This is a genomic window from Bartonella sp. MR63HLJHH (assembly GCF_042194155.1).
Lineage (GTDB): Bacteria > Pseudomonadota > Alphaproteobacteria > Rhizobiales > Rhizobiaceae > Bartonella > Bartonella grahamii.
Map to the genome: position 1 here is coordinate 116,263 of NZ_JBHIMN010000005.1, position 24,724 is coordinate 140,986.

Annotated in this window: 18 protein-coding genes; 5 read left to right on the plus strand and 13 right to left on the minus strand. The window is 37.1% G+C overall.

All coding sequences use genetic code 11. From position 1 onward, the window contains the following. Window positions 1–2: 2 nt before the first annotated feature. Window positions 3–920, plus strand: coding sequence for a metal ABC transporter solute-binding protein, Zn/Mn family (locus ACFIKQ_RS04745; RefSeq protein WP_375636009.1), 918 nt, complete (start codon window positions 3–5; stop codon window positions 918–920). Window positions 921–1,832: 912 nt separating this feature from the next. On the opposite strand, the gene ACFIKQ_RS04750 is transcribed toward ACFIKQ_RS04745, so the two are convergent. From ACFIKQ_RS04750 to ACFIKQ_RS04780, 7 genes are all read right to left on the minus strand, one after another. Further along, a complete protein-coding gene (locus ACFIKQ_RS04750; RefSeq protein ID WP_375636010.1) occupies window positions 1,833–2,879 on the minus strand; it encodes a sn-glycerol-3-phosphate import ATP-binding protein UgpC in 1,047 nt (348 codons plus the stop codon). A gap of 2 nt (window positions 2,880–2,881) precedes the next feature. Next, window positions 2,882–3,733 carry a sn-glycerol-3-phosphate ABC transporter permease UgpE gene (gene ugpE / locus ACFIKQ_RS04755; protein ID WP_375656058.1) on the minus strand — a complete coding sequence of 284 codons (852 nt, stop codon included), beginning with the start codon at window positions 3,731–3,733 and terminating at the stop codon, window positions 2,882–2,884. A gap of 10 nt (window positions 3,734–3,743) precedes the next feature. Beyond that, on the minus strand, window positions 3,744–4,628 hold the full coding sequence (gene ugpA, locus ACFIKQ_RS04760) for a sn-glycerol-3-phosphate ABC transporter permease UgpA (protein ID WP_012754601.1): 885 nt from the start codon (window positions 4,626–4,628) through the stop codon (window positions 3,744–3,746). A 95-nt stretch (window positions 4,629–4,723) separates the two neighbouring features. After that, a complete protein-coding gene (gene ugpB, locus ACFIKQ_RS04765; RefSeq protein ID WP_375656059.1) occupies window positions 4,724–6,058 on the minus strand; it encodes a sn-glycerol-3-phosphate ABC transporter substrate-binding protein UgpB in 1,335 nt (444 codons plus the stop codon). A gap of 927 nt (window positions 6,059–6,985) precedes the next feature. After that, complete coding sequence (locus ACFIKQ_RS04770) at window positions 6,986–7,708, minus strand: glycerophosphodiester phosphodiesterase (protein WP_375636013.1); 723 nt, start codon at window positions 7,706–7,708, stop codon at window positions 6,986–6,988. A gap of 76 nt (window positions 7,709–7,784) precedes the next feature. Continuing rightward, on the minus strand, window positions 7,785–9,341 hold the full coding sequence (gene guaA / locus ACFIKQ_RS04775) for a glutamine-hydrolyzing GMP synthase (protein WP_208438601.1): 1,557 nt from the start codon (window positions 9,339–9,341) through the stop codon (window positions 7,785–7,787). Between the two features lie 132 nt (window positions 9,342–9,473). Next, a complete protein-coding gene (locus ACFIKQ_RS04780) occupies window positions 9,474–10,760 on the minus strand; it encodes an RsmB/NOP family class I SAM-dependent RNA methyltransferase (RefSeq protein WP_375647144.1) in 1,287 nt (428 codons plus the stop codon). Window positions 10,761–11,275: 515 nt separating this feature from the next. Between ACFIKQ_RS04780 and ACFIKQ_RS04785 the strand changes: the two genes are divergently transcribed. After that, entirely contained in the window at window positions 11,276–11,422 is a 147-nt protein-coding gene (locus ACFIKQ_RS04785) for a hypothetical protein (protein ID WP_273722522.1), read from the plus strand. 189 nt (window positions 11,423–11,611) lie between these two features. Here ACFIKQ_RS04785 and guaB read toward each other — a convergent pair whose 3' ends face one another. The 3 genes from guaB to ACFIKQ_RS04800 all read right to left on the minus strand — a co-directional run bounded on the left by guaB (window position 11,612) and on the right by ACFIKQ_RS04800 (window position 16,614). Then, a complete protein-coding gene (gene guaB, locus ACFIKQ_RS04790) occupies window positions 11,612–13,111 on the minus strand; it encodes an IMP dehydrogenase (protein ID WP_375636015.1) in 1,500 nt (499 codons plus the stop codon). Between the two features lie 144 nt (window positions 13,112–13,255). After that, on the minus strand, window positions 13,256–14,827 hold the full coding sequence (locus ACFIKQ_RS04795; protein WP_375644648.1) for a phospholipase D family protein: 1,572 nt from the start codon (window positions 14,825–14,827) through the stop codon (window positions 13,256–13,258). Window positions 14,828–15,228: 401 nt separating this feature from the next. Beyond that, on the minus strand, window positions 15,229–16,614 hold the full coding sequence (locus ACFIKQ_RS04800) for a sigma-54-dependent transcriptional regulator (protein WP_375636017.1): 1,386 nt from the start codon (window positions 16,612–16,614) through the stop codon (window positions 15,229–15,231). 253 nt (window positions 16,615–16,867) lie between these two features. On the opposite strand from ACFIKQ_RS04800, the gene ACFIKQ_RS04805 reads away from it, so the two are divergent. Further along, a complete protein-coding gene (locus tag ACFIKQ_RS04805) occupies window positions 16,868–17,227 on the plus strand; it encodes a hypothetical protein (RefSeq protein WP_375636018.1) in 360 nt (119 codons plus the stop codon). Between the two features lie 268 nt (window positions 17,228–17,495). Here the strand turns inward: ACFIKQ_RS04805 and ACFIKQ_RS04810 are convergent, their stop codons facing one another. Continuing rightward, window positions 17,496–18,488, minus strand: a complete 993-nt coding sequence (locus ACFIKQ_RS04810) for an SIS domain-containing protein (protein ID WP_375636019.1) — start codon at window positions 18,486–18,488, stop codon at window positions 17,496–17,498. 39 nt (window positions 18,489–18,527) lie between these two features. Further along, window positions 18,528–19,418 (minus strand): UTP--glucose-1-phosphate uridylyltransferase, encoded by an 891-nt coding sequence (locus ACFIKQ_RS04815; protein ID WP_375636020.1) that lies wholly within the window; start codon window positions 19,416–19,418, stop codon window positions 18,528–18,530. 265 nt (window positions 19,419–19,683) lie between these two features. Between ACFIKQ_RS04815 and ACFIKQ_RS04820 the strand changes: the two genes are divergently transcribed. Together ACFIKQ_RS04820 and ACFIKQ_RS04825 are read left to right on the plus strand one after the other, a co-directional pair. Beyond that, window positions 19,684–20,940, plus strand: a complete 1,257-nt coding sequence (locus ACFIKQ_RS04820; protein WP_375652619.1) for a lytic murein transglycosylase — start codon at window positions 19,684–19,686, stop codon at window positions 20,938–20,940. A 14-nt stretch (window positions 20,941–20,954) separates the two neighbouring features. After that, window positions 20,955–22,031 carry an SGNH family hydrolase gene (locus ACFIKQ_RS04825; protein ID WP_375644650.1) on the plus strand — a complete coding sequence of 359 codons (1,077 nt, stop codon included), beginning with the start codon at window positions 20,955–20,957 and terminating at the stop codon, window positions 22,029–22,031. Window positions 22,032–22,193: 162 nt separating this feature from the next. Here the strand turns inward: ACFIKQ_RS04825 and ACFIKQ_RS04830 are convergent, their stop codons facing one another. Next, window positions 22,194–24,218: a M3 family metallopeptidase gene (locus ACFIKQ_RS04830; RefSeq protein WP_375656060.1), complete on the minus strand. Its 2,025-nt coding sequence runs from the start codon at window positions 24,216–24,218 to the stop codon at window positions 22,194–22,196. Window positions 24,219–24,724: the final 506 nt, after the last annotated feature.

Sequence of the window (24,724 nt, forward strand, 5' to 3'; positions counted from 1 at the left end):
ATGTGCCTAAGTTTACTCAAAAATTTGTTCTTCTTGGAGCTTTATTGCTTTCCCTTTCTCCATTTTCTGCTTCTGCAAACAATAAAATCAAAGTTGTTGCGAGCTTTTCTATTCTCGCAGATCTCGTAAAAAATGTAGGAGACAACCATATCTCTATGACCACTTTTGTAGGTCCCAATGCGAATACCCACACTTATGAACCTACCCCCCATGATGCTCAAGCTCTTAGAAATGCTCAAATTATTTTCATCAACGGACTTCATTTAGAAGGATTCATTGATCGCCTCATTACAGCAAGCGGTACAAAAGCACTTCTTGTCAAAGTTAGCGCTAACATTCCCTCCCTCAAAATGAAAAATCAAGAACATAATGCCCATCACCACCATAGCGTTATTGATCCACACGCTTGGCAAACAATTCCCAATGTCAAAATCTATGTGAAGAATATCGCTGCTGCTTTTTGTAAAATCGATCCACAATCCTGCACCAGCTACAAAAAAAATGCCGAAACCTACATCCAAAAACTTAAAATAGCACAAGATACCCTGAAAACAAAAATTGCTACCATCCCTAAAGATAAACGTATCATTATCACATCTCATAACGCCTTTGGCTATTTTGCCAAAGAATATGGTTTTACTATCCTTGCTCCCCAAAATGCTTCAACAGAAGCTGAAGCAACCGCAGCCGATGTTGCTAAACTTATCAAACAAATTAAGGCGAATAAAGCAGCTGCACTATTCGTTGAAAATATCTCTAATCCTCGGCTCATAAAACAGATTGCAAAAGAAACAGGTTTAAAAATTGGTGGGACTCTTTATTCTGATGCATTGTCAAATAAAAATGGCCCTGCAGCAACTTATCTCGATATGATGGAACATAATGTGAATACCATCATTGATGCCATCACAAAACATTAAGATTTTCTACAAAAGAGATAAAAAAGCGTTCATAAAATCGTAAGTCTATGATTATATTACTAATGATACCCAACATCTATAATTGATAATATTGATATAAAATAAAGTTACTTTTACAGAGAAATTTATACTCAATAGATGCTAAGATAGATAAAGTAAGTGGATTTATTGCCTCATGATGCCCAGATCGTCAGCGGCATCATTCTATTTTCCAACGCTTCTTTTACAATAACTCTCGACACTTGAAACGATTCATAAGAAGCATTTGGGGTCTCTTTCTTAAAGTATTTTTATCTACCCAACTCCATTTATAACATACAAGTAGAATGAGTGTATGAATAAAAACCACTTGAAGAAAAAATGCCTCTTATAGGATCTCTGAAACCATTTAAGATCATATAGTCAGCAGTAAAATAGAATATGCCTATTCTCGTACAGACTATTTAGAACAGCGTCGTATTTTTTGGATCAAATAGACTTCTTATGTTAGGGATCAAAGCTACGATATGGGGCGCATCCCCTCTCATCTGTGAATTATTGTTTCCCTCTATTTCTCTCATTTACTTTTTATAAGTTACATAAATTATTACATCAAGAAACACATGATAATATATTGTTTTTTATGAGCAATAATATGGTTAATCAATGGTTATTTTATATTAATATTTTTTATAGTGAAAATGATTTTATTATGTTTGAGATTTGAAAATAATATTCTTCTCACAGACCGTGAAAATGCATATTTTCTTCATATAAATGTTTTGACATTCTCAGCGCCATGGGACAATGGATCATTACCAAAACTTTTAAAATTTTGTTTTTAATCCCATCGGTTACAACCTGATTTTGTAAATGCAATCGAGAAAATCGAAACGCAACATAAAAGAAAGTCGTGTCACAATCAATTAATGCTTACTTACTATTTGTGCGCTTTCCAGTGTTTTTGTTAAAAGTATGAAAATTCTGATGAGCGACAGTGAAACTTAGTTTTTGCCCATAGTCGTGTGTCAAGCGTTCTTTTATTTCAATCGTAAAGATGATATTATTCCAACGCGTTAAAACATGGCAACCTGTTCCGATAGGCTTGATAAGCTCAATTTTTGTGTGAAAGACAGGTCCTTTATCCGGATGTTCGCCTAATAAGATTATTTCAGGTCTGAATGCTAAAAGATCAGTTTCTTCGCCATAAGAAAATGAATGCCCTAAATGTTGTTCTAAGACATGGCGATCAAGAAAATTCATAGGAGGAGAACCAATAAAATCAGCAACAAATGTTGTTGCTGGAGTGTCGTAAATTTCCATTGGTGTTCCAATTTGCTCGATAGCTCCTTTATTCAAAACGACTATTCTATCAGCTAATGTCATAGCTTCTAGTTGATCATGGGTAACATAGAGGCTGGTCGTTCCTAATGAACGCTGTAGTGTTTTTATTTCAATACACATTTGCGCCCGCAATTTTGCATCAAGATTTGAAAGAGGTTCATCAAAGAGAAAAACACGGGGTTGGCGTACAATCACACGCCCCATTGCAACACGCTGACGTTGTCCTCCTGATAATTGTCGTGGCTTACGATCAAGAAATGATTCTATCTCCAAAAGTTTTGCAGCATGTGCGATGCGTTTTTTAATTTCTTCTTTAGGAGTTTTACGATTTTTAAGACCATATTCTAAGTTTCCACGAACTGTCATATGGGGATAAAGAGCATAATTTTGAAAAACCATAGCAATATCACGATCAGCTGGTTCACGATCATTGATACGTTCGTTATCAATACATAATTCACCTGAGGTAACTTGTTCAAGTCCTGCTATAATACGCAATAAGGTTGATTTTCCGCACCCTGAAGGACCGACAAGAACAAGAAGTTCTTTATCAGCAACAGTTAAGTTTAAATCATCAATGACCAGAATGCCGTTGTCATACCGTTTTTTTATATTTGATAACTGGATTATGGCCATAATTACTTCTCCGTTTCAATAAGGCCTTTGATAAAAAGCCGTTGCATGAAGATAACAACAAGAACAGGGGGAACCATGGCAACAACCGATACTGCCATGAGTATATTCCATTGAGGATCATGTTGAAGTGATTCGACAATAAGCTGTTTTAAAATAATAAGGATCGTTTGATGATTTTGATCCGTTGTGATGATAAGAGGCCAGAGATATTGTATCCATCCATAAATGAACATAATGATAAATAAAGCAGCGATATTGCTTTTACTAAGAGGAAGAAGAATATCCTTAAAAAATTTAACTGGACCTGCACCATCAACACGTGCCGCCTCTAAGAGTTCATCTGGAATAGTCAAAAAAAACTGGCGAAATAAAAATGTAGCGGTTGCAGATGCAATAAGTGGAATAATCATTCCACTATAGGTGTCGATCATCCCCAATTTCGCAACAACCTCATAGGTTGGAAGAATACGAACTTCGACAGGGAGCATTAATGTAACAAAAATAAGAACAAAAGCAGTTTTTCGGAAAGGAAAACGCATGTAAACAATTGCATAAGCAGACAAAAGTGAAATAATAATTTTCCCAATACTAATCCCAAGAGCCATAATAAGTGAATTCATTAAGAGTGGCCAGAGGTTGGGAAGACCGAGTTGTGCAAGGCCATCACCAAAGATTGTTTTATAATTTTCCAAAGTATATTTCCCAGGTAAAAGAGGAAGTGTTCCTGAGTTGAATGCTGCTGAACTATGGGTTGATGCAATGATAGCAACGTAAACTGGAAAGCAAATAATGATAATGCCAACAATGAGAGTAATATGGGTTAGAAATTTCAAAATAGGGCGATTTTCAACCATAATTTACTTCCTAATATTGTACACGGCGCTCAATCCAGCGAAACTGAATAAAGGTTAAGACAATAACCATCAACATCAATATTGTTGATTGTGCTGCTGATGCACCGATTATTTGATTTCTAAAGCCATCGTCATATACTTTATAGACGAGGATGCTCGTTGCACGCGCAGGACCTCCAGAAGTTGTATTATCAATAATACCAAAGGTATCAAACATAACATAATTGACATTGACAATAAGAAGGAAAAACGTCGTTGGTGAAATTTGCGGGAAGACCACAGTCCAAAATCGTTTAAAGGGACCAGCACCATCAATGGCGGCTGCTTCTATTTGAGAACGCGGAACAGACTGAAGCCCCGTAAGAAAAAAGAGAAAATTGTAAGAAATTTGTTTCCAACTAGCTGCTATGACAATAAGAATCATTGCTTGAGTGCCATTAATACGATAATTCCATAGCACCCCTATTTTCTCGAGAAGAAAAGGGATAATTCCGATGGTGGGATGAAAGATAAACAGCCATAATATACCTGCCAATACTGGAGCAACAGCATAGGGCCAGAGCAAAAGCATTGTATAAGCCTTTTTTGCACGGATGACACGATCAACACAGACAGCTAAGAGAAGTGATATTGTCATTGAAGCGACAGTAACTGAGATGGAAAATACTGCGGTTGTAAGAAGTGATTGCAGATAAGTAGGATCAGAAAGAACGGTTAGATAATTTTCAAAACCAATAAAGGTTGTTGTAAAGCCAAAAGGGTCTTCACGCTCAAAAGATGATTTTATTGCTTGAGCAGCAGGCCAAAAGAAAAACAAAAAAGTCACAAGAAGCTGAGGAAAAAGCAGTCCGTAAGAAAGTAGACTATTTTTAAAATATGCATGTTTTTCTTGCATTCGTAGGGCTCTTTAAATGTAGAGACTTTAAAAAGATAAACAAAAAGAACTCAACTGTTTTTGTTGAGTCTTTAATGTTTAACAATAAAACGAGATTAATGATTAGATTTTTCAAATTCACGCAAGAGTTTATTTCCACGTTCAACGGTCTCATCTAAACCATCTTTCGGTGTTTTTGAACCACTAAGAACAGCTTCCAACTCTTGATCAAGAATGGCACGGATTTGTGGTAAATTACCAAATCTTATCCCTTTCGAGTTAACTGTTGGTGGATTAAGATTAATCTGTTTGATAGCTATATCCGCACCTGGCGTTTTTTCATAGAAATGTTGTTTTTTGCTCAATTCATAAGTCGCTTTTGTGGTTGGAAGATAACCTGTTTCCTGATGCCATTTTGCTTGGTTTTCTGTTTTTGAAAGAAATTTAAGAAAAGCGGCTGCCCCTGCATATTCCTTTGGGGTATGTCCCTTAAACGCCCAAATAGAAGCTCCCCCAATAACTGAATTTTGTGGTGTTCCTTCTGCATCCTTATAATACGGTAGCATACCAACTCCCACATCAAACTGAGCTTCCGAAACAATTCCAGCATGTGATCCTGAAGATTGCATAAAAATTGCACAATTTTGTGCCATAAACATTGGTGTTGAATCCAATGCACCTGCTGGACCACCATAACGGAAAATACCTTGATCAGACCACTTTTTCAGGTCAGTCCACATACGCACTTGTAAAGGTCCATTAAATGTAAGTTCTGAATCAAGTCCTTTAAAGCCATTTTCCTTCGTTCCAAAAGGAACATTATGCAACGCTGAAAAATTTTCTATACCAATCCATTGAGCAGCATAAGCCATCGTAAAACCGCAAGTTGCCGCTTTAGTCTCAAGAATTTTTTTGGAAAAGTCTTCTATATCTTGCCACGTTTTAGGAGGCTGTTCCGGATCAAGCCCTGCTTTTTTAAAGATATCTTTGTTATAATAAAGAATGGGAGTTGAAATATTAAATGGCATAGAGATGATACGTCCCTGTTCATCGGAGTAATAACCACTAATAGCAGGGAAATAATCTGTAGGATCAAATTCTTGTTTTGTATCAGCCATAAGTTGATAAAATGGATAGATTGCGCCTTTTGCAGCCATCATAGTTCCAGTACCAACGTCATAAATTTGGGCAAGCACTGGTTGTTTCTTTCCACGAAATGCTGCAATGAGTGAAATCAACCCCTCTTCATATTCGCCGCGAAATGAAGGAACAACTTTATACTCTGATTGACTTGCATTAAAATCGTTAATGAGACTTTCAGTTTGCTTTCCTAATTCACCACTCATAGAATGCCAAAAGCTGATTTTTGTCTGCGCAAAACTTGCTGTTATTCCCGCTGTAGACATTATGATAGCAACCGTGGCCGCTATGGAAAGATAAAAACGACTCATGGCTCACCCTTTCTGAAGTGATGGAATACAAACTACCCCTAAATTTATAGTATTACACATGAACATGCTATGACAGTTTTATTTCAGAAATATATTCTCTCATTTAAACAGGAACCACCAAAAGGTCAAATGAATTTGTTTAAATTTATTCGTTTTCTTTTATAAGCTTTCTTATGTATTAACGAGATACGCGTTTGTAACTATCTGAAAAAAGTGAGATGGCTTAAATAAGCAAAGTCAATTGGTAAAAAGATATAGATCGTAAATGTCATTCAATGACTATTCTAATATCTGGATTTACTTTTTTTAAAAAGAATTATTTATTCTTTTGCTATTTGTCTTATAACTTTCGGCTTATAACTTTAACACGATGTTGCTACTGAATTTAACGAAGAGACAAATAGAATTTTTCTTAAAACTACGAAAATCATTTTGAAACGCTTAATAGTTCCTTTCCTGTAGTGAGATCACGCTCCTCACGCAAAACAAAATGACATTGTATTACCAATTTCCATGCTGTTAAAAAATCTTTCAATACATCTACATTTCATGATAGCTCCTATAAAATAAGCCATAAAGCCTCTCCACTAAATTATATAAGACTTTTTGTATGCCATCATATGAGCCCCTAATGCTTCAACAAGTCTTGCATTTGAAATACGTTAAATGAATATTTTTATTCTTTTCTCAATAATTTTTTATCCACACACCAACCCTGCTTGTAATGTGTAAACGAATGATTTTGATTGATTCATTGTAAAAAGATTTGAAATAAGAAAATCTTACGTATTAAGATCTCTTATTCATATGAATGAACCATTAATTATCATTATAAATCAATGTATTATTGTTATATATTAGATAATTTTCTTCTTTCATTACGCTAGCTTTATGAGGATATATAGTTCCCTTTGTATTGATGTATTTTTACCTTTGTGCACGCAATTGCAATGCGAGATCGGGTTGATCTGTCGTAATATAATGTACAGGCATGTCAAGCCAATGTGATAACCGAGCTTTTCCATTAATTGTCCATACCCCTACAGTAAAACCAGCCTCAAGAGCTGATTCAATAAAGTCCTGTGAAACAATGGAGCCATCTAAACTTAGATCAGAATAACCTAATTGCTTCCATACAGAAAAATGACGGTACATATCACCTTCAAGATTATCAACACATGGACCAGATGGTATTCCTGCTTCAATAAAAGGACGAAGGATCAAAGGATCAAAACTAATTGCAGAAACCCGTTCTGATAAATTTCGGCTTTTTATTAGCGCAAGCGCTTTTTGGGATAATATTGTTTCACGCTCCACTTCACCACATGTCTTGATTTCAAGATGCAATGCAATATTCGTTGGTGCTAAAAGATCAAGCACCTCTTCTAATAAGGGAGGTGCTTCTTGGCTTCCTTTTACGCAGAGTTGTTTGCGTGTTTCATTATCAATGTCGTGAATATACCCCTTTTTTCCAACCAATTGGTCTAGACGGAAGTCGTGAAAGACAACCACTTCACCGCTTTTCAGCAAATGAACGTCGCATTCAACTTCATCAACACCTAACGCTATAGCATTATTAAATGCCGAAAGAGTATTTTCAGGATAAAGATGAGCTCCGCCACGGTGTGCAACAATTTTTTTCTCAGACATGCAAAATTCCACACTTCTCAATTTTAAACGATATTAGCGTACAGATTGCCAGATAAAGGCTTATCCTTCATTTTAATTATTCCCATTCAATAGTACTAGGAGGCTTTGAGGTTACATCATATACAACACGATTAATCCCTCTAACTTCGTTAATAATACGTGCTGCCGTCTTACCTAAAAACGCCATATCATAGGGATAAAAATCAGCAGTCATTCCATCTACAGATGTGACGGCACGAAGAGCACAAACAAATTCATAAGTGCGACCATCCCCCATCACGCCAACAGTTTGAACAGGAAGAAGAACAGCAAAAGCTTGCCAAATTTCGTCATAAAGACCGGCTTTACGGATTTCCTCAAGATAAATAGCATCTGCTTCACGTAAAATTTCTAATTTTTCACGGGTCACAGTACCTGGACAGCGAATTGCAAGACCTGGACCTGGAAAAGGATGGCGACCAATAAACTGCTCTGGTAATCCTAACTCTCGCCCTAGCAAGCGAACCTCATCCTTAAAGAGCTCACGCAACGGTTCTACAAGTTGCATATTCATCTGTTCTGGCAGCCCACCCACATTATGATGGCTTTTAATGGTTACCGTTTTACCAATAGCAGACACACTCTCAATAACATCTGGATAAAGTGTTCCTTGTGCTAAGAACTCTGCACCTCCTATTTTTTTAGTTTCTTCTTCAAAAACTTCAATAAAAAGGCGACCAATCGTTTTGCGCTTTTTTTCTGGATCTGTCTCACCCTCTAAAGCATTAAGAAATATATCGGCAGCATTAACGTGAATAAGCTCTATGTTATAATGATCACGAAAGAGCGTGAGAACTTCTTCAGCTTCATTCTTGCGCATCAGCCCATGGTCTACCAAAATGCATGTCAGTTGATCTCCTATGGCTTCATGAAGGAGTACCGCTACAACAGATGAATCCACCCCCCCTGAAAGACCACAAATCACACGACTTTTCCCAACTTTTTGTCGTATCGTAGCAATTGCCTGCTCACGATAAGAAGCCATTGACCAACCACCTTTAATAGCAGAGATTTTATGAATAAAGTTTTGCAAAAGTTTTGTACCATCTGGTGTATGGATAACTTCAGGATGAAACTGTACTGCATAAAAATGTCTTTTTTCATCAGCAATAGCCGCATAGGGAGCTCCGTTTGAGGTCCCTATGACACGAAAACCTTCTGGTAAAGCTGCCACACGGTCACCATGGCTCATCCATACTTGATAACGAGAACCTTTTTCCCACACTCCATCAAAAAGAGCACTCTCTTCTTGCACTTCCAAAAAAGCACGCCCAAATTCACGCTCATGTCCAGCTTCAACCTTTCCTCCAAGCTGAACACACATGACTTGTTCACCATAGCAAATACCCAGAATCGGAATACCCGCCTCAAAAATTTCCATTGGAGCACGCGGAGAGCCCTCATCAATAACGGAATAAGGACTCCCTGATAAAATAATAGCTTTAGGATTTATGCGGCGCACAGCTTCTAAAGCCAATTGAAAAGGAGCAATTTCACAATATACCCCCATTGCTCGTACCCGTCGTGCAATAAGTTGTGTAACTTGTGAACCAAAGTCAATAATAAGAACCGTGTCTGGATGTGATATGCTCATAGAAAACCAATCAACAATTGTAAAAGAAAACTCATGCGAGTTATGATTCAATCTTTCTTTTTTCACAAGCCTATTTTCTTAAGAAAAAGATTATTCTCGTAAAATTTATGATAAAAAATGCAAAAATATGGATCAATGTTTTTTTTGCAACACAGATAAAAAGAACCCATCTGTTTGTGTTGTGGCCGGCGACAAAGTAAGTCCATAATTTGAAAAAACTGGTTGCACAGGAGAAAAACTAAAATGTTTCTGCCAAAGCGCTGGCATATCTATTGGAGCAAAATGAGAATGTTGTTGAAGGAAACGGGAAATTTGTTCCTCATTTTCATCTGTAAAGAGAGAACAGGTAATATAGACTAGGCGCCCATTTGGCTTAAGATAAGCTATCGCTTCATTCAAAATAGATCTCTGTTCTGTTTGGCGTTGTTTCACCTGTTCTAATGTTAAACGCCATTTCGCATCTGGACGACGACGCCATGTTCCTGTCCCACTACATGGTGCATCTAGTAGAACTCTATCCATCTGACCTGTTAATGGTTTTAATTCTTCTCTTTGCACTCGTATTTGTACATTACGAACACCAGCGCGTCGAAGACGATCAAAAATAGGAGCCAAACGAGCTTTGTCTGAATCATAAGCATAAATTTGCCCACGATTGTTCATATCGGAAGCTAAAGCTAATGTTTTACCCCCAGCACCTGCGCAATAATCTAATACCTGCATGCTTTCTCGCGCTTCCACAAGGTGAGCAACAATTTGAGATCCTAAATCCTGTATTTCAAAGTGTCCTTTTTGAAAAGCTGGTTCCACTTGAACATTAGGATGACGGTTAAACTTTTCAATCGGTGCAATTCTCAAAGCTTGCTCAAACCATGGCAAAGATTTAAGTTTGGTTTTTGCTAATTCTTTCAACACCTTTTCTGGTGTTGCCTTTAAGTTATTTACCCGTAGGTCTAAAGAAGGACGCGTTGCTAACGCAGCCGCTTCAGTGATCCAATTATCACCAAATAAAGGACGCAGATGCGCTTGACACCATTGCGGAATATCACCACGAATATAGTCTGGAGCATCCACTAATTGCTGACCTTGCCACGATTTACGCTGTTTAGCTCCTAATAACTGCGGCGCAAACCGATCTTCTGCTAACTCACCGTCAATTTGCTCCAGCGTCATTTTTCCAGAATCTAATAAGGCACCAAAAACGATATCTCGGATATCATCACTCTCCATACGCCATTGTAAAGAATAGCGTCGTCTTAAAACATCATAAACGATTGTGCCAATAGCTGCGCGATCACCTGCTCCAGCAAAGCGATGAGAAAGCCCCCAATCCTTTAAAGCTTCTCCTACTGGGCGATGCTTCATTTCTATCTCTTTGAGAACATCTATTGCTGCTTGCAAACGCCCACCTAATCGCATTCATTTCTCCCATTAAAATAATAAAATCTTAAATCATCTAAAAAAATAATATTATCTTCTTCTTGCCAATAAAACCTTCTCAAAACCATTAAAAATTTACATTCAACATTAAAATGATCTGATCATACTTTTTATAAGATCCAATATTAGAGTATCTAGATTTTTCCTTTCATCTTCTGCCCATTCACTTTTTATCCCTCTACCTCTTATACTAAAAGATACGCAGCCATCCATAAAGAACTTATTTCCGCCATGCATTACGAAAAAACAAACTCCTTAATTATTGCGTAAAATAAAATTTACGAGGATTATCTGAATAACAGAAAAAATCAAATATCTCCCATCTTTTTAGGGCTATCCATCTGAAAAAATAGAAAAAATCTTCTCATAAAATTAAACACGTCCATCTTACGTTCACCAAAAAATTAACTTTTTAGAAAATGCTTGGAACCACTATTTGGCATGACCGTTTTTACTCTACTGGCAACTGCCAGACAATTTAAAAGGAGAAAATAATGACTTATAATAATGGAAAAACAACTTCATCTAAAAGCCGTCATAACACAATGCCCTCAAACAACGGAAAGAAATCCGTCCAAAGTGATCAGACAAACACTCGCCAACGTGCGTCAAAGACAGGACGGAAGACTACAAAAAGTTAATTCTAATTTTATATAACTTATTTCATATAGTCTTAACAGAAAGAATTAGAGTTTTGACCTCTAATTCTTTCCTTTTTGGGATTATTACACCAAATCACAAACAGAAAAAAGCGCAGTCTCTCTCTCTTGTTCTCGGAAGATTTTATATTTATGCGATATGACATTATGCTCTTATATCTTTAAATATCTTTAAACTGGCCCACGATAGTTTGGACTCTCCCGTGTGATAGAAACATCATGCGTATGACTTTCATGGAGTCCCGCATTCGTAATACGTACAAACATTGCTTTTTCACGAAACTCTACGAGATCTTTTGCTCCAACATACCCCATTGAAGCACGAAGTCCACCAGCAAGCTGATGTAGAACTGATGCTATAGGCCCTTTATAAGCCACCTGCCCCTCCACACCTTCAGGAACCAACTTAAGTTCATCACGAACATCATCTTGAAAATAGCGATCTGCCGATCCTCGTGCCATAGCACCAACAGATCCCATACCACGATAGGCTTTAAAAGATCGACCTTGATAAAGATAAACTTCACCAGGACTTTCTTCTGTACCTGCTAAAAGAGATCCAATCATCGCTGCACAAGCCCCACCAGCTAAAGCTTTAGCAAAATCACCTGATGCTTTGATTCCACCATCTGCAATAATGGGAATGCCCGCTTTTTCAGCAACTTCTGCGGCATTCATAATGGCTGCAAGTTGAGGAACACCGACACCAGCAACTATACGCGTTGTGCAAATAGATCCAGGACCAATACCAACTTTTACCGCATCTGCACCACTGTCAATCAATGCCTGCGTTGCTTGAGCGGTTGCTACGTTCCCAGCAATAACAGCTGGAGAGGAAGCCATCTTTTTAATTCGTTCAACAGTTTCTAGCACATGTTGAGAATGTCCATGCGCTGTATCAATGACCAACACATCAACACCCGCGTCTATGAGGCGTTCAGCACGCTCAATCCCTCCATTCCCAACACTACTGGCCGCTGCAGCACGCAAGCGCCCTTGAGAATCTTTAGCAGCATTTGGATTTAATTTTGCTTTTTCAATATCCTTAACTGTTATCAGTCCGACACAACGATTTTGTTCATCCACAACTAATAATTTTTCAATACGATGATGATGTAAAAGATATTTTGCTTCATTAAGTTGGACATTTTCACGCACTGTGATCAAATTTTCATGCGTCATTAATTCATAAATTTTTTGTTTTGGATCTGATGCGAAACGGACATCTCTATTGGTCAAAATGCCAACAAGTCGTCCCGCTGTCTCACCTTTAACACTATTTTCAACAACCGGAATACCTGAAATGCCATGAGAGCGCATCAAAGATTTCGCTTCTTCAAGTGTTGCATCTGGTCCAATTGTGACTGGATTAACAACCATACCAGATTCAAACTTTTTTACTTGGCGGACTTCTTCCGCCTGTTCTGCAGGAGACATATTACGATGAATAACCCCAAGACCTCCAGCTTGAGCCATAGCAATTGCCAAACGCGATTCTGTTACCGTATCCATTGCAGCAGAAAGCAATGGCAAATTGAGCTTAATATCCGCTGCAATGCGCGTACTGAGATCCACTTGACTAGGCATAACAAGAGAATGACCGGGCTGTAAAAGTACATCATCAAAAGTCAGTGCCAATGCACCTGTCCCCGTTTCAACAATCTTTGCCATAGCAAAATTCCTTTTATAATAAAACACCGCAAGGAGCTTTAAAATACAACTGCGGTTCTCATACATGGTAGATTGGCAAAAAATTATGCCATGCTACAAACAAAATGAAAAGAAAAATAAATATTTTTTTTGGTTTATAAAAATTTACAATTGTGATTCAATAGGTAACCAACTTATTATTTTTGCAAATGCGCGACGCCAAAAACTGCTTTCTGGCTCATGGTCAATGCTATATTTTTTTTCATTTTCAATAAAATCCCAATAAATACGGTTATTATTACCAAGACGCAGATGATAGCTCATTTCCCCTGTGATTTCTTCAGAAAACAACAAATCTAATCTTGCTGTAATAGGAGCACATTCAAAAAGAATGCCCATTTCTGTATTTAATGATGCTGATCTTGGATCAAAATTTAAAGATCCAATAAAAGCTGTTTTACGATCAATTAAAAAAGCTTTGGCATGTAAACTTGCCTTACTCGATCGAAACAACCGTAACCCATGGGTGTTGCCCTCCGCTTTTAATTCATAAAGCTTAACACCACTTTTCAACAACGCCTTACGATACGATACATAACCACCATGCACCAATGCTACATCAGTAGCTGCTAAAGAATTCGTCAGAATTTTGACATCAACACCCTTTGAAACCAAATTACTAAAATTCTGCGTTCCAACCTTACCAGGAACAAAATAAGGTGACGTAATCTGAACCGTTTTTTGGGCATTTCCAATAACCTTTGAAAGTGCCTTCATAAGCCAATTGCTTGCTTTTTTACGCAATGCTTTTTCTGGAGGGTCAGAAAGAACAACAACTTTTTCTGCTAAAAATAACCGCCTTCCTGTTTGAATAAAACAATCAAAATTAATGTGCTCTTTGACATAATCTAAATAAACTTTTGCAACCTTGGAATCCCGAAATTTTTGTAATTTATCCTTCCAATAGCTAAGATCACTTGCGCTTTTAGGAACAACCAAAGTATGAATTGGCAAAACAACAGCACTATTCCAAAAATCATCAAAAATACTTTCCACCTTTTTAACAGAAGGTCCGATTAACATCAAATCTAAATCTCGAAAATGGGATTCTTCACCAGCATCAAAATAAGAATCTGCAAGATTACGTCCTCCTACAAAAGCGATTCTACCATCAACAATAAAAGCTTTATTATGCATTCTACGTGTAACAGTAATCGCCCGTAATATAATCTCTAAACCACGGCGTAATCCACCTTTACGCGATCGTCCTGGATTAAACACTCTCACCTCGATATGAGGATGTTTATCTAGCGCAATATAAGCTGGATCACGTGCTTGAGCATTAATATCATCCAAAAGAAGCCGTACCCGAACACCCCGATCCGCTGCCTTAACTATTTCACTTAATAATAGACGCCCTGTTAAATCATCATCCCAAATATAATACATCAGATCAAGGCTACGCCCAGCCTCTGCAGCTCCTATTGCACGAACACAAAACGCATCCAAATTGCTGATAATGAGGGAAAGGGCATCTTTATCAATCCCCAATCCATTTTCTTCCTCAGCTAATTGACTAATGATACGATCAAGCTTAGTTTCATCTTTCTGAATAGGTAGCGCATAAGAACATTGCCCCCTAGCATTTTTCATAAAACGCCCATAGGTGTAGATTGCCAACATAGATGCAATAAAAAAAAAGAGGACAAAACCAATAACAATATGTAAAAGAGTCAAAGAGGACAAACTTTCTATTTTAAGCTATCGCATCATCAGTAATGCAAACGATAATACTAATCACTTTATCTTAACCGTGTAGCAGATAAAATGCCACCTCTTGCTTAAGAGAGTATAAATTTAATATTAATGATACAAAAATTTTAGCGGTAGTATTTAAAAGTTTTTAAAAATGCTTCTCTGCTTTAATAAATGTAAACTCAACTAAAATTGTATAAACTGAAACAGACGATTAAAATAGTCACATAAAATTTATATTTCATTTAAATCTACAAAATCATCCTCTATAGATAAATTTTACAATAAATGATTGTTTTCTTAAGCCCCCCACGGACTTTATCAAAATCCACTCTATTTTTTTGAAACTCATACTTGTCATGAAGAGAGATTTGTTATGAATTTTACTTTCTTTCTTGATTTCTTATTGCTCGCAATTCTTCCATTTTTCTATAAAGTGTAGAGCGACCAATATGAAGGCGGCGCGCAATCTCACTCATATGTCCTTTATAATGTTTAACCGCTTTCTCGATAATATCATGTTCCATCTCTGCAAAAGTACGCACATGCCCATCAGTATTCAAAAATTTTATAGATTCTTGTTCATTATCTTCTTGCATATTATCCTCAATGATATTGGGAACATTCATTAATGGATTTCCCATTAATTGCGGAAAATCTCGAACAGTTAATAACGGTCCTTCACTGAGTAAAATCGCACGAAATAAAAAGTTTTCAAGCTCATTTTTATTACCAGGCCAATCATACTGCATAAGCAAGGAAAGAGCAGATCCTGCTAAACCATGGACATGTGACCGCCCTGTTTCGGTGATAATACGATCAATCAAACGTTGTGTGATCTCTGGAAAATCATCCCTTAATTCTCGTAAAGCAGGGACGCTAATAGACAAGTGAGAAAATTGTTCAAACAAACTATGCAAAAAAAAGTTCTCTTTAACCAAATCCTTTAAACGCGATGTTGAAATAGCAATGATCCGAAAAGGGAAAAAATCTCCTTTTGTATCCCTTTCCCTTTCTTTAAGGTAATGAGCAAACCGTTTTTGCTGTATGGGCTCAAGTCGATCAATATCACAAAGGCAAAGTGTCCCTTTTTCAAGAGAAGAAACCAATGGTAGGAATTCTTTAAACCACTGCTGATTTTCTTCTTCTGGATCAACGATGGCTGAACATTGAAAGCGAATAAAAACACCTTCCGAGAATAATCCCTCATGATGAATAATCCGAGCTAATGTCTCACGTCCTGTTCCAACTTCCCCCTCTATCAAAAGATTCTGTAAAGAAGTTGCTGCTTGTCTCGATTGTTCTAACACTACCTGCATAGCTCTACTTTTTATGCAAAGATCAGAAAACCGTAAATGATTCTCTTTTTTTCGCCGAATATCTCGAACTTCATGCTCCAAGGCAGAAATAAGAGCAAGAATATCCAAAGTAACCCTTACGCGTAATAATGTTACTGGGTGGATCCAATAATCAATAGCTCCAGCTGTTAAAGCCTTCTGGAGTAAATTCTGATTCTCTTGTTGTGCTATAACGACAATAGGAACAGAAACACCAGCAACTCTAATCATTTTAATCAAATCGCTCACACTCAAATCACTCATAACGACATCAAGGAGTGCAAGCACAATGTTTTTACGCCTGTGTAAAAGATCAATCGTACGGAGACCATTTTCTGCTTCAATGACACGATAACCAAAACCTCGCAGCATAGCAGAAAGTTCTATACGTCTTCCATAATCTTCACTCGCAACAAGAATGGGACCAACCATAATGTCAATAATCTCCTTTGAGACTACTCAGCAGCTTAATATAAAAATTGTTGTAAACCATAAGAAATATTTCACCTCTTGTGTTTCACTTACGAACTTCATCAAGCTATTAATTAAATACAACATTAAGGCATTTTTTTCCATTTTTTTGCTTTTTCATTGATTTTCATCAAATTTTTCATATTGACTCATGGAGTAATTTAATAATGTTATAAAAACTAGAGAGCAAAATAATCTAAATAGAGTGCAATAAATGAAACATACCTATCATATTTTATGTCTTACAACTACCACCTTGCTGTTAAGTGCCTGTAGCTTTTCGCAATATTATAACTCAAATATGCCAACTGGAATTGATGGAAAATGGGTTGATGAGAATGGTATTATTTCTTCTTTCCACAATGGTGTTTTTGAAACGCGTGCAGCAGATACAGAAGAAAAACTATCAGAAGGGGCATATAATTATCTCAATGCCCAAAATATAGAAATTGAAATACGCTCTATTCTCCGTGGAACAATTTCTAGAGTCAATTGTACAATGTCATATGACGCCACACAACTTCTCTGCACCTCACATACAGGAGCACAGTTTTTCCTTAAGCGGAAATCTTAAACAACGTACAAGGGAAGCCTCTCTTAAGAACAGAGGGGGCACATACATTAAGCAGGAGGCGATCCTTTCTCCTCCTGATAGAAAATCCTCTCTAAAATACGCAAAGAGACTAATATAATCTTTATCCTGAAAATTTTCTAAACAGCGTAAAATAACCATTTTCTTCCACAGAATATCAGTAAAGTCACCTCACAATAAAACTGTGACTTTGTATCATTCAATCTATTTTAACCTAAAATAACATTTTATTTGATAGGGAAACTTTAATCTAGGCAGCGCCAATGCGCAAAAGATCATGAAAATGAACAATTCCTATCGGTTTTTTATCTTCAACCACGAAAAATGCACCAATATGATGATCATTAATGAAAGCTGTTGCTGCACCAACAAGTGTATTTGGTTTTACAACTTTAGGAGCCTTGGTCATCACCTCGTCAACATTAAATTTTGATAAATTAAAATGCATGTTACGTGCAAGATCGCCATCGGTTACAATTCCGATTAGTTCGCCTTCTTGATTCACAACACCAACACAACCAAAATGCTTTTCCACCAAAACATTCATCGCTTCAATCATAGATGTTCCCTGCATAACCAAAGGAATATTATCACCCTCGTGCATAATATCACACACGTATTTAAGGCTTGCACCAAGAGAACCACCAGGATGATATATTTTGAAATCCGTTGCGGTAAAACCACGCATTTCTAAAAGAGAAACCGCTAATGCATCTCCCATTGCCAATTGCATAATTGTTGAAGTTGTAGGAGCAAGCCCATGGGGGCAAGCCTCTTCTATCTTTGGTAATAATAAAACAATGTCAGCTTGTCGTCCTAATACAGAGCACTCACTTGATGTCATCGCAAGAAGGGGGATACGAAAACGCGCCGCATAACTGATAATACCACTTAACTCTTGAGTTTCACCAGACCATGATAAAGCAAGAATAACATCATCAGATCCAATCATACCAAGATCACCATGATTGGCTTCTGCAGCGTGAACAAAAAAGGCAGGCGTTCCAGTTGAGGCTAGGGTTGCTGCAATTTTTGTCCCTATATGACCACTTTTCCCAAGACCAGTAATTACCACATGTCCACGAGCATTTCTAATAGTTTGAACAGCCGCTTCAAAAGAAGAAGAAAGACTTCCCAGAAGAGCTTTTTCAAGGACTTCAAGCCCCTGCTTTTCACTGGCAAGTGTTTTAAGCGCTGATGCAACAGCACCTTGCAAAGCCATATGAGGAGACGGTGTTATCATAATCAAATTCGATCAATAAAATTAAATGAGAGATCTATATTATTTTTCAACATTAATGGTTTCCAGTAAATTTTTCAATGAGGCAGAAACATGGCTGTGCATATCAGCGCGTGCCAAAGAAAATGCAACGTTGGCTTCAATAAAACCAGCTTTAGAACCGCAATCAAAAGTGCGCCCTTCTACTTGCAACCCCCAAAAATCTTGTTCATTTGAAAGCCGTATCATAGCATCTGTTAATTGAATTTCATTTCCTGTTCCTCGTTCTTGAGTGGAAAGAATATTAAAAATTTCTGGCTGCAAAATATAACGTCCATTGATGTACAAATTTGATGGTGCCGTTCCTAGCACTGGTTTTTCTACCATTTTTGTGATTTTAAAACCATTGGCAATCTGTTTACCTTTGCCAACTATACCGTATTTATGTGCTTCCTCAAGATCGCATTCCTGAACTGCAATAATATTTCCCCCCCCCACCTTTTCATAAAGACGAATCATCTCAGAAAGACATCCCTTTTTGGCTTGAATCAGCATATCGGGTAATAACAAAGCAAAAGGTTCCCCTGCAACTAATTCACGCGCACACCAAAGAGCATGCCCTAATCCCAAAGGTTGCTGTTGCCGAGTGAAAGAAGTTGACCCTGGTAATGGCTGTAAACGGTATAAATGTGCAAGATCTTCTTTCTTTCCACATTCAGCAAGTGTCGTGTATAATTCAACTTGCGCATCAAAATAATCCTCAATGACTGCTTTGTTACGTCCAGTCACAAAAATAAAATGCTCAATACCAGCCTCCCTCGCCTCATCCACAACATATTGAATAACAGGTTTATCAACAACTGTTAGCATTTCTTTAGGAATTGTTTTTGTCGCAGGAAGAAAACGCGTACCAAGACCTGCTACTGGAAATACAGCTTTCCGGATTTTACGCACACTCATCCTCCTCAATGAATTCATATATTTTTTGTTTTATTTAACATATGTTTTTACGAAATGGTAAAAAAGATATCTTATTGTTTTGATTATCATTATAATGGACAATCAAAAATGTAAAAGAGAATATGAGAATTTATTGCAAAGATTAAAATGAATTATTTATTTTAGTTTTCTCCTCTTCTTGATCATATTATCGATTCAACTAAATACAAGATAAAGTTATTGCACATCTAATAAATTGAATATTAATGGGGATTTCAAAATGCAAAAAACAGAATTGAAGACTTTCTCTTTTTTAGAGAAGTCAATAACTTGGAGAACTCTTCTCACTGGCTCTGCCGTTATTTTTTCTGCTTTTTTAATGTTTTTTGTATCCCTTTCATATGCTGATAGCGGATTTAAACACTGGATTAAAGAATTTAAAAAAATAGCTATTTCTCACAATATTACCCCTTCTACGTTTCATATGGCATTTAAAGGTGTTAATGCCATTGATCCAGAAGTTCTAAAAAGCGCCGCATACCAACCAGAATTTGTTGCTCCTTCATGGAACTATTTCGATAATCGTATCCATGATATTGCAATTGTAGAAGGACGGCGCCAAACTCAAAAATGGAACAAATGGCTTCTTCAAATTGAAAAACGTTTTGGTGTTGACCGCAATATTCTGCTTGCTATTTGGTCAATGGAAAGCAACTATGGGAAAGTTTTAGCCAATAAAAGTGTAATGCGTGATACCATTCGCTCTCTTGCAACTCTAGCCTATGCTGATAAAAAACGTGCAAAATATGCACATACACAGCTGATTGCTGCTATGAAAATTTTACAAAGTGGCGAAATTAAACGCTCTCAACTCACTGGATCTTGGGCCGGTGCATTGGGGCATACACAATTTATTCCAAGCAGTTATCTCGCCTATGCAGTTGATATGGACCAGGATGGACGGCGTGATATCTGGAACTCTGTTCCAGATGCTCTGGCTACTGCTGCTAACCTTCTCCACAAAAATGGCTGGCAACCTAATCTTATTTGGGGAGTAGAGGTAAAAGTGCCGCAGGGGAAAAACCTTCCTGAAGGGTGGTATTCCTTTGAGCAATGGAAAAAATTAGGTGTAAAACACGCAAATGGGCATCCTCTTCCTACATTAGCTGAACAAGCAATATTAAAATATCCAGATGGAGCAAAAGGACCTATATTTTTAGTCACAAAAAATTTCTTTGTTCTGAAACATTATAATAATGCAGATCGTTATGCGTTTGCTGTTGCTCTTCTTGCTGATCGCATCGCTGGACATCCTGGATTGGTGCATGATTGGCAAAGACCTTTTCAACCTCTTACTTTCCAAGAATGCAAAGAACTGCAATCTCGCTTAAGTGCACTGGGCTATTATAAAGGGAATGTTGATGGAAAAATCGGAACAGCTTCTCGCAAAGCAATTAAAGCCTTTCAACTACGTCACGGTCTAAAAGCAAATGGATATCCATCATCTCAAGTGCTTTTTCTCCTGCGCAAACAATAATGGAGACTAAGGTTTTGTCTTCTGTTCGCCTGATATACTTGACATTATTGCTATTTTCACTTTCTATTGTGGGGCTCATACAGCCATCCCCAAGTAAAGCAACGAACTTCTTCAAATGGTTATCACAACATAACAAACAGACGCAACAACCACCGCAAATTATAGAACAAAAAATAGACAAGCCGCAAAAAAAGATCGTAACACAAAAAAATATACAAAAGCTAAAAAATGAGAATGCAAAGCGCATTCTTGTCATAGGGGATTTTACAGCTTCTGCTGTTGCCGATGCACTTAAGAAGTTTTTTATAAATAATAGCGATATCGTTATCATGAACAACGCAATGCCAGCTTCCGGCTTAGTTCGAACGGATTATTATTCTTGGCAAAGCAATATTTCTAAACTCATTGATCAAAATAACCCCGATGTTATTATCATGATGATCGGTGCAAATGATAATCAACCAATCACAGACTCTTATAGCACAATTAACACAGATCAATCAGAATGGATGCACATCTACAAACAAAGAATTATCGAAATTGCTGAAAGTCTTCATGCCTCTGGAAAATCATGGATATGGATAAGTCAGCCTTCTTTTGGAAATGACCTTTTGACACAAAAAATGAAAATTTTTAATGCGCTCTACAAACAAGAAACAGAAACAGCAGGAGGATATTTCCTCGATATCTGGAGCGGCTTTAGTGATGAAGAAGGAAATTTTTCTTTTTCAGGCTATGATATTAATGGAAAAATAACCAAATTACGCACCAATAATGGCATGCATTTCACCTCTGAAGGAAAGAAAAAACTTGCCTCTTATTTAGAAAAACCATTGAAAAATATTTTAAATTTTTATGCCTTTTCTCATGAAAATCCTTACTCAACCGATCAAGTTATTCAAAAACTTATACAAGAATCAGAGAATAAAGAGCGGAGTAATATTATGCGTCAGCCTCCAATGAGCCTCGATGATATGGCACAACAAAACACTCACCTTTTAGGCAAACGAAAGTTAAGTTTTATAAAAAAATCATGGTTTCCATCAAATGGGCATCAAAAAGATCGAGCTGATAATTTTTCTTTCCCATAATGTCTCTTTAAAATACAAAATCTAATTTCCTCCGTAAACAAAAAGCAAATAAGATAAAAAACTCTGTTTACAGAGCTATGGTGAAGAGAAAATTTGCATAAATCACAACTGCATTTTTCGAATAATATGAAAACGGCATGGTATTAACCATACCGTTATATCTTATAGTCCACGTTTGTTAATCATTGCCTCTGGTAAAGGCATCCGTCCCCGAAAAGCTTTATAAAGCTCCTCTGGATCACGACTTCCCCCAGCAGAGTAAATAAAACGTTTCAACTTATCAGCAAGCTCTGAATTAAAAACATCTCCCGTTTCTTCAAAAGCCTGAAAAGCATCAGCATCAAGGACTTCCGACCACATATAAGAATAGTAACCAGCGGCGTAACCATCACCTGAAAATATATGCGTAAAATGTGGAGGACGATGGCGCATAATAATTGTATCAGGCATTTGCAGCTTTTCTAATTCTTGGCGTTCAAACACTGTTGGATCAGTTACCTTTTGTCCTTTATGAAAAGCCATATCTACAAGAGCTGATGAAGTAAATTCAACTGCAGCAAAGCCAGCATTAAATGTCTGTGCTGACAAAACCTTATCCATTAATACTTGCGGCATAGGATGTCCTGTTTTTGCATGCGTAGCATAAGTTTGTAAAATCTTTGGTACAGTTAACCAATGTTCGTAAAGTTGAGAAGGCAGCTCAACAAAATCACGCGAAACCGATGTTCCCGATACAGATGGCCATGTGACATCAGAAAGCAAACCATGCAATGCATGCCCAAATTCGTGGAAAAGCGTACGCGCATCATCGAGTGATAAAAGAGCAACCTCCCCTTTAGAAGGTTTAGCAAAATTACAAACATTGTAGATAATAGGCTTTTGTCCGCCATCCAATTTATATTGTGATTGCAAGCTACTCATCCACGCACCGGACCGTTTTGAAGAACGTGCAAAATAATCACCAATGAAATGCCCAAGTAGACTTCCATCAGACTTTTTTACTTCCCACAAACGTGCATCAGGATGCCAAAGTGCAACAGCGTTTTTTTCTTCAAATGTAATGCCAAAGAGTTTTTCTGCTACCCCAAAAGCCGCTTTAATCATACGATCAAGCTGAAAATAATATTTAATCTCAGCGCTATCGAAAGAAAGTTTTTCAGTGCGAAGTTTTTCAGCATAATAACGCCAATCCCAAGCCGCTAAAGATTCATTGCTGCCCTGATTGTTGGCAAAATTTTGTAATTCAATTTGCTCAGTAGAAGCCTTCGCTCTTGCGCGCTCCCATACAGGCATAAGCAAATCCATAACGGAATCAACACTTTTAGCCATGGTATTATCGAGTTTCAAATCTGCGAAAGATTTATATCCTAATAATTTAGCCTGCTCATCTCGAAGCGCAACAATCTCTACAATAATTGTTTTATTATCATTCTTGTTATTATTTTCACCACGTTTAGCCCAAGCTTGGAATGCAACCTCACGCAAATCACGACGATCAGAGAATTTTAAAAAAGGTTCAACAATCGAACGTGCTAGTGTTAATGCATACGCTTCTTCATTACCTCTTTCACACGCAATTTCCTTCATTGAATCAATGAGATCTTGCGGTAAACCAGATAAGTCGGTCTGTTTTAAAAACAGAATCCATTCAGCTTCATCATTTAAGACATTTTGTCCAAAAGTAGCATTTAAAAAAGCAAGTCTTTCATTAATTTCCAAAAGCCGTTTCTTAGCTTTTTCATCGAGTTTTGCCCCACGACAAACAAACTTTTTCCACCATAATTCAAGAACACGTGTTGTTTCACTCTCAAATATGCCCAGCTGCGACTGTTTATAAAGCGCATCTATTTTCGCAAATATCCGTGCATCCATCATCATTTTTGAAGAATACCGAGAAAGTTTTACAACGAACTCTTGCTCTAGCTGTTGAATTAATACATTCGTATGAGCACTGGTGCGCAAGAAAAATATTGAACAGACACGATCAAGCGCTTTGCCACAAAGCTCAAAAGGCTGCAAAAAATTCTCAAGCGTTGGTGGTTCTTGCACCATCGCAATCGCCTCTAGTTCTTCTTCGGCTTCTTGAAGTGCCTGTTCAAAAGCGGGTTTAAAATCTTCATCACTGATAGAAGAAAAATCAGGAAGACCTGAAAATCCCTTCCAGTCCAGCATTGCTGCTTTTGTCATAATACTTTATGTCTCCATTATAAATTTAAGCTGTAACGATTATCTTTACGACACAAATTGATAATATACTAAAACTATTTCGTGAGTTTCAAAACGACCTTTCCAAACGCTATTGAATAAAAAACTAGAAATCGTAAAATTCTTTCATTTCAAAACATATTATATTGGAGAAATAAAGATTATTCGCTCGCACACCACAATAGAATTGCATATTAATAAAAACACTTGAAGAAAGGCATAATCTCCACTCTTTACAAAATATTGCTGTAGATTCTTTTGAAAATCACAAAACTACATTAAAGAAATGATGGTAAAAATCAGAACTGATTTTTATATTATATTATCCTCAAATTAAGCTGTATTCTCGTTTTAGTGATTCAGAAACTTGTTTATAACTTATAATTCACCCTTGACTTTACTTCAAATATTAACAATTGGGAATATAGCTGGGGAGTTTTTTTTAAATCTTCCATAAACTTTTGTTTTTATCTCATCTATTATCTAGA